This window comes from Mesorhizobium sp. P160219 (assembly GCF_057786095.1).
Window position 1 is genome coordinate 3,762,122 of record NZ_JBYNWG010000001.1, and the last position, 12,426, is coordinate 3,774,547.

The window sequence follows — 12,426 nt, forward strand, 5'->3', positions numbered from 1 at the left end:
ACCGGTGATGAATCACTCTGACGCCATGGATTCTGCCGGCGCGAAAGCCGCCGGCTCGGATTTCAAGCGTGCGTTGGGCCATCTCGCCGCGCCCGCCGTGATCTCCGCTGCCCGCATCGTCACCCCCTTAACCTCGCGGGGCGTTAAAATCGCCTGGTTTGATGTCTGGAACTCGACCCTCGACCAGGTCTTAGACGACCTACCGGCAATTCCCGGCTGCGACCGCGATCTCTATCGTGAACTCACCCAGCCTACGAGCGTCCAGAAGCGCCACGCCCTGGCGACGGAGAGCGGCCGGCCGACCGCGCTCATCTCGCTGCGTCGCCGCCGCCGGTACTGGGAGCCCGTCGCCTATCAATCGCTTTCCGGCGTAATCGCGCCCACGTCCTCTCCCGCCGCTCTTGGTCGGGCGCTACACGCCCTGGGTGTCGAGGTCCGGGTCGAGGCGGGGCTCGACAAGAGCGTCGTGGATCTCAAGCCGCGATCCTACTGGTCTCCAGACAACTACCGCGTCGACCTGCAGGGCGACTATGAGGCACTCTGGAGCCGCAATCACCGCAAGAATGTGCGCAAGGCCCGCCAACGTTGCGACGAGTTCATGCGCCTTCGCGTCGACGATGTGGGCGACCTGGAATGGTGCTGCACCCAGTGGAGCCGCGTGTGGGAAAGCAACGACGCCGAGGAGACGGTCGCCGCGGAGGATCGTCTGCGGTTCTGGCGCGCCTTCATGAAACGGCAGACCGCCGACAGTCCGATCCAGTTCCACACCTTGCACCTGCTCGACGGCGGTCGGCGCACGGCCGGCACCGTCCTGATGTGTCAGGACGGTGCCGTGCTCGGCCAATGCATCGTTCGCGACCCCGAATACGACGGCTTTTGGGTCGGTGTCCGCATAATGCAGGCTTCGATCGAATGGGCGGCAAGCGCTGCGTATCGCCAGTTCGATCTCGGTTCCGGGCAAGACTACAAGCAGAGTTGGGGTCAGCCCGTAGCCGGGCGTTATGGTGCGATCTTCCGCCCACTTGCGGTCAGCGCGCTCTATCGGTTCGGACTTCTGTGACGACGCAGCGACATTAGCCGATTGAGCAAACGGATCGAGCTCTGCATTGCTGAGGACGACCGACCCGCCCCCAGTGCTAGCCCAGAAGCCAAGCAGAACTTCACCGGGTGCCACAAAGCCGGGGAAAACGGCTCTGAAAGGTGTTACTTCGAAGGTCCTAATATTACCATCGTTCCAGCCGGCAACGCCACCCAGGGAGCCGGTGAGGCCCGATGGTCAGACAAGTTGCACCCCAACAGGCTGTCGGGCCGCTTGCGCGGATTCCGCTCCCGGCCAAATGAGCGCGTGCGGCCCGCTGCGGGGTAGCGGCACCGCCGCCGGACCTGACCGGCAGGATCCACTTCGCGCCCGGTGACAACGATTATGTGCTATTGATTATATAAGAAGAATTCATCCAAACGAATAATGAAGGAGTAGAGGCGAAGCGTGACTGGTATCAGGCGTACTCCGAATAAACGGCAAATGTGGGACCTGCAGGCCATATTGCCAGCTAATCCAGGCTGACGCAGCTTTATGCCCGATCTTACTTGCTAGGCTCAAGAAACACGCAAAAGCTTGCCTAAGCGGAGCGGCAGGTTCGGACTGGTTTGTAGCTCGGCGCAACTCTCTTTCCATCGCTGCAGCTATTCACCAATGGGAATTCCGTTGCGGCCAGTCCAGCGCTCGAGCGCGCTTTACCAAAGCGAGGGTTCCAAAGGCTAAGGCGCCCGGCGCTCAACTCTTGATGTATTCGCCGTCGAATCCAGCGAACTTCGCCAGACCGCGGTAATCGAGCAGGCGGACATGGCCCTGCCGGAATTCGAGAAACTTCCGCTCGCGAAGTTCCCGCAGCATTCGATTGACGTGGATCGGAGTAAGGCCAAGGGCGTCAGCGAGGTCGTATTGGGTGAGCGGGCAGTCGAAGCCGTTGCGGTCAACTGCGCCTACTCGTTGCAGACGCGCTGTCAGCTCGAGCAGCAAATGTGCTGTCCGCTCTAATGCGTTGCGTCGTCCTGCGCTGGCAAGGTGCTGAGCCATAACCGCCCCATTGCGCAAGAGGGCTCCAACGATGAACGCGAACAGACGAGGCGATTTCATAGCCGCAAGCGTCAATGTCTTGGTGGGTGCCACCAGCAATGAAAGTTCAGTTTGAGCTACGAATGTCCCAATAGAGCCGCTTCCAGGTGATTGAGACAGAACGACATCGCCAGTCAGGGCAAAATCGAGAATTTGTCGCTGCCCGTCCGGAAGCTCATGGGAAATGCACCCCCAACCCGACTCGACGACGTAAATACGATCGTTGTCGTCACCTTGGCTGAAGATTACCGCGTCGACTAGATACCGCTTCGCGGCGAAGCCGAGGGTCTTGATCAGAGCGGCGTCGTCATCGTTAAGTCCAACGTATGACAAACTGTGCTCATCTCCTCTCGAAAAAAAACGTGAAGCCTGTGTCATCCCTAACCCTACCCAATTCCTATGTACCCTCCTGAAACTCATCATGCATATTAAATTTTAGCTTATGAGCGTTCTTTCAGATCTCGCCAAAGGAAGGTGCCACGACATCAATCTCCTGTCGAAACCTGGATCGGAATAGGCCACGGGTCGATTGATGCCGCCTAGAGCTTGTATTATCTATGACTTACTCCTCTTAAAATTCTCCCTCATTGACTCAACGATCTCACTGGCAACGAGACAGCTCCGATTGTCCGCCTGGTCGGCGGCATTGCGCAACGTCAGGGACGCATCCCGCAGCAGGCCCCTGATCTGCGCCGGAGATAACAACTCCGATGCTTCAAGTTCCAAGAGGACCGATTCACTCACATGCAGCGCTGCAAGCGCAACTACCCGAGGTCTTGTTGCAAGCAGCTTCAAGAGATCACCACTGCGCCTGTCCCGCGATTTCTTTTTTGCCATCGTCGCCCTTCAGCTGCCCGGACAAAAAGCTTCTACTTCCCACACTTTGATAAGTTTACGCCGCCAGAAGCCGGGAGACCCTCGTGTTTGTGGGCGCGGCCTCTGCTTAAGGTACCGCAGTTTGCCATGGTGACACAGAGGCAAGAAGATACCGAATTAGCGGTACCTCCCACCGCATCAGCGCGAACGGTGAGAAGACTCCCTGTTTGGAGTAAGATCTGCCGCGTCGTGACGCGATGAGCAGTCGCTTTCTTCAACCATAATTCTGCTTCGCAACAAGGCTGTCCGCTTTCAGAGAAAGTCCCGGAAACGCCTGAACCTGCCCCTCAGTCTTGTCGAGATATTGCATCAATGCCGTCACCAAATGGTAGAAGATGCTGGCAGGAACCTCCGTCGCCAGCGACCGACCGCGCTCGTCGATCCTGTCCATCCACAGGCCAAGCGGCGCGGGATCGATATGCCATCTGAAAAGGCGCGCGACGCGAGCTTCGATCTCGGGTTTCAGATCAGGCCCACCGATGTTGTCCAACGCGATCGCCGCCTTGATGGCTTCGCATTGAGGCCAGCTGCGCGAGAGCCTGTCGAGAGGCATCCCTTGTCTCGAAACGGCCGCATAAGCCAGCCCTGTGGCTCGATTCAGTCCGCTGGCGACCGCCGACGAATAGAGTTTCCTCGCGTAAGCAGCCAGATCTTTCTGTCCGGTTGCCCGCGCGAAGTCGACGAGCAGGGAGGCCCATTCGAAATGGTGCCCAGGCTCGGTCCACTGTCCCTTGTCTCCGGGCAACGGCAGCCAGTCGGCATCGAAATATTCGCCGAGCGTCCAACTTTCCTGGTCGAAGAAATGGCTGCGGAATAGATCGATGATGCGAGCCGCTCGACGCAGATATGCGCGATCGCCGGTTGCGGTGTACCAGGCAAGGAATGATTCGAGCATGTGCATGTGTGGGTTCGAGGACCGAACCCCGTTCCAGCCTGGTGTCTCGAGGAAGCCATTTAAGCTCCCATCCTCAAGGTGCGAATCGATGAAATGAAATGTCTCCTGTGCAAGCTGAAGGGCAGGTTGGTGGCCGCAGCGATAGGCATGAGCAAGTGCCAGGAGCACGCAGGAATGGTCGTAGGCATCCTCCGCCGGATCGGCCACGCTTCCATTGGAATTGAGGGTGCGTACCCAGCCTCCACGATCTGTGCGGCCGTATTTTGCGATGAAGTCTATACCATGATCGATGAGCTTGTCGGCGGCCCCCGTCCAGCCACGTTCCTTGGCCACAGCGAAAGCATAGATCTGGCGAGCCATCGTGCGCATCCGCTTGGGTTTGCCCAATGGCCTGGCATCGAAACCGAGCGCTTCGTGGAAGCCGCCATGCGCGTTGTCGACGCCTGCGTCTGACCAAAGCGGAAGGGTCTCGTTGAAGAGCCAGTGCTCGACGCGCTTGCGCCATGATCCGCTGACAATGACCCGGTCTTCCGACGCTGTGAATTTCGTCTCGAGGCGCCCGCTCTTCTCAAGTTGCTCGACGACCTTCTTCACATTCTGACTATGGCTGACCGGGGCGATGAATATGGCGTCCGGCGTTGCGACCACCGCCACATCCTTCATTCCTATGACGGTGAGCAGCCGACCTTGGCTTCTGAGGTAGGAGTTGTCGCAGTCCATGGCGACGACATCGCCCATTACGACGTTGCCGTTTCCGTCCACGGGGCTGGCCTCCAGCAAGGATTGCCACGACCCAAGATCGTTCCAGCGGAACGAAGCCGTCACCATCGCGATGCCCCGCGCATGTTCCATGACTGCATAGTCGATCGATGTGGAGGGGACAGCCGAGTAGAAGCCTTGCGGCAGGTAAACGCCCGACACATCCACCTTGGCAGTGCTGAAGGCGCGTTCGGCGGTTTCCCAGATCTCCGGGTGAAACTCGAGCAAAGCCCTCCGCATCGTGTCGGCACGAAAAAGGAAGATACCAGCATTCCAGTAAAACCTCCCCGACGACAGATATTTTTGCGCCGTCTCGATGTTCGGCTTTTCGACAAAGCGTGAGACCGCGGCTGCGCCGTCACCATTGGCCGCAACCTCAATGTATCCGTACCCGGTCTCTGGATGAGTGGGCTTGATGCCGAACACGACAATGCTTCCCGAGCCGGCGGCGGGCATACCCGCTTCAACGGTCTCCCAGAACTGCGTCTCGGTCGATATCTCATGGTCGGAGGGAACCACGAGCACAAGCGCTTCGTTGCCGTGCTCCGAAATCGTCTGCAGTGTCGCAATGGCGACCGCTGCGGCCGTATTGCGGCCCAGCGGTTCGAAAATTGGCTTTCCCCCGTTCAGACCGAGCGAACTAATGTCGGAGATGACGCGTTCGGCATGGCGTTCGGATGCTATCAGATAGATCGGCGTTTCGTTGTCCGGCCACGCCTTCAGGCGCCGAACCGTCTTCGCCAGCATAGAGCCATCCCCCGAGAGATCGTGGAATTGCTTAGGATTGTCTTCGCGCGAGAGCGGCCACAGCCGGGACCCGACCCCGCCGCTCATAACAAAACTTACGATCCGGTGTGCCATGCTTCGGTTCCTCTCAGAATGTCTGGTTGTAGGCTCCGACCTCTGGATTGCGGCGCAGGACGGCGTCGATCGCCTCGAACATCTGTCGACGTCGCTCCGACGAGACGGGGCTTTCGACGACGACGACAATTTCGGGCTTGTTCGACGAAGCCCTGACCAGACCCCAGGTGCCGTCTTGAGCCACGACACGCACCCCATTGACGGTAACCAGATCAACAAGCGGCTGCCCCGCAAACTCGGTCCCGTCCCCCTTCATTTTCATGAAGTCGCCCAGGACCTTGTCGACGACGCCATATTTGACTTCGTCGGGACAGTGGGGGGACATTGTTGGGGTGCCGAAGGTCACGGGCAGGGCGCGGTAGAGTTCGGCCAGCGTCCTTCCCGGATTACGGTCGAGCATCTCGCAGACAGCAATCGCCGTGATAAGGCCGTCATCATAGCCACGCCCGATCGGCGGGTTGAAGAAGAAGTGTCCCGATTTCTCGAAGCCGGCGATTGCGTTAAGCTCGGCTACCCGCCGCTTGATGTAGGAATGTCCCGTTTTCCAATAGTCCGTGCGCGCGCCGTTTCGCGCCAGAACTGGATCCGTCATGAAAAGCGCGGTTGATTTCACGTCCACGACAAAGGTGCATTGCGAATGCAGGCTGGAAATGTCTCGCGCCAGCATGACGCCGACCTTGTCAGCGAAGATCTCGGTGCCCTCATTGTCGACGACGCCACAGCGGTCGCCGTCGCCGTCGAAGCCGAGACCCAAATCGGCACCGGTCTCCAGAATCTTGTCCCGGATGGCATGCAGCATCTGCATGTCTTCGGGATTGGGGTTGTAATGCGGGAAGGTGTAATCGAGCTCCACGTCCAGTGGGATCACGTCACAGCCGATGGTCTTCAGCACCTGTGGCGCAAATGCGCCAGCCGTCCCGTTGCCGCAGGCCACGACCACGCGCGGCTTGCGTCGAGCCGTCCTTCCGGCAGTCAAGTCGTCGATGTATTTCTCACGAAATCCGGACACGAATTCGTAGCCGCCGCCACCGACAAGATCGAAGTCGCCGTTCAGTACGAGCGCTTTGAGGGCTGTCATCTGGTCAGGACCGAATGTTAGCGGTCTCTGTGCGCCCATTTTAACTCCGGTCCAGCCGTTCTCATTGTGGGAAGCCGTGACCATCGCAACAGACGGAGCGTTGAGTGCGAACTGGGCGAAATAGGCGGTCGGGGAAAGCGCCAGGCCGATGTCCTTGACATGTGCGCCAGCCGCCATCAGCCCTGAGACCAACGCCATCTTTATGGACATTGAATAACTGCGAAAGTCGTGACCCGTGACGATCTCCGGGCCGACCCCCATTCGGCGGATCAGAGTGGCGAGACCCATTCCCAGTGCTTGGGCGCCCATCAAATTGAGCTCGGGCTCTTTCTCCGAGCCAGGGTGGCCGAACCACCACCGCGCATCATATTCCCGGAAGCCAGTGGCTTTGATGAGAGCATTGTTCTCGAACGCGAATGTGTTTGGCCTGGCTTGGGCGACTATCGTTAAGGTCACGGCTACCGCTCCGGGATTGCGCCAATATTCCTAGCATGGCCGCGAACCTCGGCCCCTTCATGAATTCGGGTAGCGCTACCCCGCGGCTCGTGCCGCTTCATCCAATAGGTGGTGCCGATCGATGATCGAAAGGATATCTCGTCCAGGCATGGCGGTCGCGTATCGTGGGGGTAGGCCCGCATCGGGCGCCAACATCAATTGTGGCTCTGTAGTGCCGCTGACATCATTCGGATTCTCCTTTCACAAGAACGTCGATGATAGGCGTTTCCAGGCTTTGGCGCGTGCCCTCGACCTCATTCAGCCGGAGATCGAAAGGGAATCGGAACGACTTCGCCAAGCTCGGAAACGAATGACAGATTGTGCCGCATTTTGCCTGGAGGCGACGGAAAACGGGGATAGGGGCGAACGTCTTTCAGCCAAACTGGTTATCCTCTCGCACGATCTTGCGGCAAACCAAGCACGAGAGTTGCTGCTGGAACAGCAGAAGTCATTTCTAGCCAAGATAAGGGCCGGTCTGCCGCGCATTCTTCATTCGCAAAGGATGTAGGTCTACGCCAATTGGCGGCGTTTACCTTCCCCCACGTCGGCGTAGTCTTTCTGCAAAAGCCGGGATCGCGGGCCCCGGCTCTTATGAGAACATCGGGCGGACGCCATGAAGCTCTGTATCGGGCGGCGTGCACGAAGGACTCTCCCATGCCCGCCGGAGACGTTTGAATGAACCGCTTGTTCGCCAACCAATGGCCTTTGGCAACCAATCAGCAGGCCAATGTCGGACAGGAATTCGTCGGCCTCTCGGACATAACCGGGTTTTTGAGACATTATGTCGGAACAATTACGGCCTGCCTTGCCGCGGCACTCCTGGTCGCATGGTTCTACGATTTGACCACCGATCCGGTTTTTACAGCCAGCGCCCAGATATTGATCGAACCGAAGCTACCGCAACATTTGCAGGAGGGCGGTGAAGTAAATCTGTCATTGGACACCGCACAAATTGAAAGTCAGATCGCAGTACTGCAATCTGAAAAGATTGCTTCGATGGTAATTGATCAGTTGAAATTGATTGAGGATACGAGTTTCAATCGCCCCGAGACACCGATGTTGCAGGAAAGATTCAGGAAACTCAAAGATATAATGGTGCAGGCTTTAGGGCTTGAGAAAAGCGCACGGCTGAACTCACTCTGGGGGCATATCGGCTTAGGCGCTCCGGAGTCGACCGCAAAGCTGACCGATTACCAGAAGTCCCGTCTCAGCATGCTGATTTTCCTCAGTGGCCTCGATGTGCGAAGGGTAGGTGTCTCCTACGCGATAGACATATCCTTCACCTCCGCCGATCCGGAGGGCGCCGCCAAGATTGCGAATGCAACGGCTGACGCCTTCGTGCATGAACAGATCGACACCAAGGCCGATTCGGCAAGAGAAGGTGGAGCATGGTTGGAAAAACGCCTTCAGCAGCTGCGCACCCAGATGAACGAGGCCATGGCAAGGGCGCAGGCATTTCGCTCTCGGCACGATTATAGCGTAGGAGGTGGTGCAAGTGCCGGTGGCGGCGTTAATTCTGAACCTACTCTCGAAGAACTCGAGGTAACTGCTGACACCTATCAGAAAATGTATGAGAGCTTTCTGCAGGCTTACACCAATTCGGTAAGCCAGCAATCCTACCCGGTTGCAGATGCAAGAGTGATCACTGCCGCGACGCCGCCGCTTTTTCCAAGCGCTCCAAAACCGAAGCTGGTGTTGGTCTTCGCTGGCGTCGCAGGGCTCATTCTCGGCATTGGCCTTTCCTTCGCGCGGCATTCGTTCGACTGGACCATACGATTGCCACGTCATGTCCGCGATAATCTGGGAATAGAGTGCGTCGGAGAACTACCGCCCACGAGCAGGCGCAGGGAATTCGGAAACGTCGACGAAGTGACCAAGCATCCGTGGTCGCGATACAGCCAGAGCCTAAGGAAAGCGCGAACCGAAATCAGCTTGGCGGAAACGAACCATCCGGTGAAGTTTCTTGGACTAACCGCTGTTTCGAACAACAGTCAGAAGACTTCCGTAGTCAGCAACCTCGCCACGCTCTATTCGATGTCCGGTCTAAAGACGTTGGTGATTGACGCTGATGTTCGCAGGTCGACGATTACCACAAGACTGATTGGGCACTCAAACGTCCAGAGCAACGAGTGCCTGGATCCCGCTCGACACAATATCATACGCGCTCTGGGGCGGCGGTTCGACGTTCTTTCAAGTTCCGTCGTGGATGCAAAGAACCTGCTCGTGCCAAGGAACATGCAGGTTTTCCTTTCTGAAGTTACTGCTGGGGACGCGGCAGGCTACGAGTTGGCCGCTTATGATATCGTCATCGTTGACCTGCCATCGCTTGAATCCGGGGCGGATGACCTGGTCGTTGGATCCGTGCTCGACGGTGTCGTGGTGGTTGCGGAGTGGGGAAAGACGCACGTCGACGCACTGCGGGAACTCGTGAGAACACTTCAGGCCTCCAGGACGCCTATACTTGGCGTGCTTCTCGCGAACGCGAGGGTAATGACGTCCAAGCACCGTCGGGTTGCCGCTAAGCAGAGCGCTTTCGGAAGCCGGCAAAGCGTGTAGAGCAATCATATGTGAGGATAGGGGGTAGCCCCTGGAGTATCGCGCTACCTCCTTTGCATTTCTTGCCGGCACGTTCCGTCCTTGGAAGACTGTCGAAGTTAATCAACGAGAAACAGCGACCGTCACATGACAAACGCCTTCGAAAAGCAGCACCAGGGTGAGGCGCTTTGGAGCCAACCCGTTGTGCCGGCCGCGATCGAAAGCAGGGCGATCCTGCATGTTGTTTCTGCGCGTGACTACGCCAGCACCGGAACGGTGTTGAATGAGCTGCCGGGTGTCCTCACCGGAAAGACGAACCCTCCGATTGGAGGCCTCCTCAAACGGATCATGGATCTGGCCATAGCCGGCGCAGCGCTCGTTTTGGCCGCGCCCGTCATGATTGTCGTCGGTCTGTTGATCAAGGTTACGGCCGGCGGTCCAGCCGTATTCTCGCATAGGCGAGTAGGCTTGGGTGGAAGCTCATTCAATTGCTATAAATTTCGCTCGATGGTCGCCAATTCGGACGAGGTTCTGAAGGCATATCTCGAGTCCAACGCCCACGCACGCAAGGAGTGGGAAGAGACCCACAAGATCAGGAACGATCCCCGCGTTACGCTTTTCGGGCGACTGCTGCGCAAGTCCAGCCTGGATGAGCTTCCCCAACTCATCAACATACTGCGCGGTGACATGAGTTGCGTGGGCCCAAGGCCGATCGTCGAGGACGAACTCAGGCGTTATGGCGAGCATCAGGCAGAGTACCTCGCAGCAAGGCCGGGGCTCACCGGTCTTTGGCAGGTGAGTGGAAGAAGCAGCATGGACTATAATAACCGCGTTGCGCTGGACAGCCACTATGTGCGGAACTGGTCGATCTGGCTTGATATCGTGATCTTGCTCAGGACCATCGTCGCGGTCATGCGGGTCGGCAGGGCCTCCTGAAACGTCGAACGATCACTTCTCGTTTCGATTGCAGTAGTGCGACAGAGACAAGCCTGCGAGGTAGGCGCAAGCCAAAAGAAATATCAAAACCAGAGATTTGCCACCAGTCACATGGCCCCACAGGCCTAGGCTATTCCAGGCAAGGATTGCGATCAGAAGCACTGCAGTCGCTGCCAGCAGCGCGGCAGCCTTGAAGCGTAGACCCAGAAGTATCCCTGCCACCGATACGGCCAGTATGCTTGTGAGCACCGATATCTCCAGTGGCACCCGCAGAAGGAGTTGGCTTTCCGCGGCGGGGAGTTCCGTCAGGGGCCGAGACCCACCGTGCGCCAACTGATAGGCGGCCTAGGAGTGCAAGGCAAGTGCTAGATACGGTGCTTCGGAATGCTGTTTGCGGTATTGCAAAGGGGTACTTGTAGAGCCACATATTTTTGGGTCGCAGCCCCATGCCTAACGCCCCAGCCATCCAACCCCACCTGCAACAGGTGGCGGTCCTGGTGAGCATCGACGGAGCCAGGATGCTGGCCTGGTTCGCGCCAAGCGGATCTGGTCAGTTCGTAGTTCCAACAGCAGTGGTGTCCGCCTGGACGCTTGCATCCGCTGCAGGCAAGCTGTCCAAGCCAGACTGCGGCAGGGGGATTTCGACCTTGATGGTATCGCCCGGCTCGACAAGGGTTGTCTCTTGGGCAGCAAGTTCTTCCGTGCCGGTGTCTTTCGGCCTCACAATGGTGAAGATCGGCTTGGCCCTCGCCGCACTCTGCCTTAGCGCCAGCAGAGCGGGCACAGCGACCTGCGTCTCGCTCAGCAACTGCACTGCGGTGTCGGATTTGCTGGTCACCTCGTTGAGCTGCTGCTGTGTTTCGCGCAAGCCCTCGGCGACCTCGCTGGAACGCTGATTGCTAAGGTTGAGTATTTCGATGTCTGTCTTGCTCATCTCCTGCCTGACACGCAGCATCGAGGTCTCGGCCGCTAATCTGTCGCTCTGCATCTGGGCGACAGTCCCCTCCAGCGCAAGTTCCCGTGGTGCAACCGCAAGGCCCTTCTGCACGAGATTCGAGACACCCGCGAGCTCCTTTTGGATGAGCTCGATCTGTTTGTCATGGAAAGTCAGCTGTTGCTCGAGCGAGGCCAGCTCCTGTTGCAGGAAGTCCTTGAGGTCTCGCAGTGAACGGAGCTGGGTCGCCAGTGCATCCTTTCGGATATCGAAAATCTTGCGTTCCTGGTTCATTGCAAGGGCAACGGTTTCGTTTGAAACCCTGTCCCTCAGTTCAGGGGGGAAAGCGATGTCGTCACTGCCGGCCAGCTCTGACTGCAACCGCGCTTTGCGTGCGAGCAGGCTGACATTGTTCAGAGCCAGCAGCCCGACATCGCCCCGGGCCGTGATGAACTCTCGTCCAAGCCGAGACACATCATCCTCGCGTATCGGCAACCCGCCGGCGACCCCAAGCGCCTGCAGCACTGTCAGGCCGGGCCTGTAGGGAAACTCTCCGGATTGCTTGACGTTGCCGACCACATAGAACGGCCTGTACTGGGCAATCTCCACGGCGACATCCGGCTGGCGGCCGAGTCCCATCTGCTGCATCAGCCGATCGCCTATGGCGCGGGCGAGAGTCCCAGGAGCGGTGCCCTCCGCGCGTATCTGCCCGACAAATGGCAGGAAGAGAGTCCCGTCGGCACCGACAGTGAAACTGTCGTTGAGAGCCGCCCACTCGAAGATCACATCACGCGATGCGCGCCATTCGTAGACTTTGAGCCTGACCTTGTCCTGCGGCCCAAGCAGGTACTCCGCGGCTGATGCCGGATACGGACAGACAGAGGCTGCCGCCAATGAAATCCCTGCCGCTGTTGAAAGCCATTTCCGCATTGTCTTCACCG

General features: G+C 58.3%; 8 protein-coding genes. 4 read left to right on the forward strand and 4 right to left on the reverse strand.

The features are described from left to right. Positions 1-7: 7 nt before the first annotated feature. Positions 8-1,060, forward strand: a complete 1,053-nt coding sequence (locus tag AC3EMP_RS18265; RefSeq protein WP_023715460.1) for a GNAT family N-acetyltransferase — start codon at positions 8-10, stop codon at positions 1,058-1,060. 714 nt (positions 1,061-1,774) lie between these two features. On the opposite strand, the gene AC3EMP_RS18270 is transcribed toward AC3EMP_RS18265, so the two are convergent. The 3 genes from AC3EMP_RS18270 to AC3EMP_RS18280 form a co-directional block, all read right to left on the reverse strand. Then, complete coding sequence (locus AC3EMP_RS18270; protein WP_023697353.1) at positions 1,775-2,494, reverse strand: Crp/Fnr family transcriptional regulator; 720 nt, start codon at positions 2,492-2,494, stop codon at positions 1,775-1,777. A gap of 712 nt (positions 2,495-3,206) precedes the next feature. Continuing rightward, on the reverse strand, positions 3,207-5,507 hold the full coding sequence (locus AC3EMP_RS18275; RefSeq protein WP_023715461.1) for a mannose-1-phosphate guanylyltransferase/mannose-6-phosphate isomerase: 2,301 nt from the start codon (positions 5,505-5,507) through the stop codon (positions 3,207-3,209). Positions 5,508-5,520: 13 nt separating this feature from the next. Next, positions 5,521-7,041 (reverse strand): phosphomannomutase/phosphoglucomutase, encoded by a 1,521-nt coding sequence (locus AC3EMP_RS18280; protein ID WP_023697350.1) that lies wholly within the window; start codon positions 7,039-7,041, stop codon positions 5,521-5,523. 121 nt (positions 7,042-7,162) lie between these two features. On the opposite strand from AC3EMP_RS18280, the gene AC3EMP_RS18285 reads away from it, so the two are divergent. The 3 genes from AC3EMP_RS18285 to AC3EMP_RS18295 all read left to right on the forward strand — a co-directional run bounded on the left by AC3EMP_RS18285 (position 7,163) and on the right by AC3EMP_RS18295 (position 10,551). Further along, positions 7,163-7,588, forward strand: coding sequence for a hypothetical protein (locus tag AC3EMP_RS18285; protein ID WP_155923507.1), 426 nt, complete (start codon positions 7,163-7,165; stop codon positions 7,586-7,588). Positions 7,589-7,755: 167 nt separating this feature from the next. Further along, a complete protein-coding gene (locus AC3EMP_RS18290) occupies positions 7,756-9,636 on the forward strand; it encodes a GumC family protein (RefSeq protein ID WP_023825218.1) in 1,881 nt (626 codons plus the stop codon). Positions 9,637-9,762: 126 nt separating this feature from the next. Then, complete coding sequence (locus AC3EMP_RS18295; protein WP_023697347.1) at positions 9,763-10,551, forward strand: sugar transferase; 789 nt, start codon at positions 9,763-9,765, stop codon at positions 10,549-10,551. Between the two features lie 550 nt (positions 10,552-11,101). On the opposite strand, the gene AC3EMP_RS18300 is transcribed toward AC3EMP_RS18295, so the two are convergent. After that, positions 11,102-12,415 carry a polysaccharide biosynthesis/export family protein gene (locus AC3EMP_RS18300; protein ID WP_023697345.1) on the reverse strand — a complete coding sequence of 438 codons (1,314 nt, stop codon included), beginning with the start codon at positions 12,413-12,415 and terminating at the stop codon, positions 11,102-11,104. Positions 12,416-12,426 lie beyond the last annotated feature (11 nt).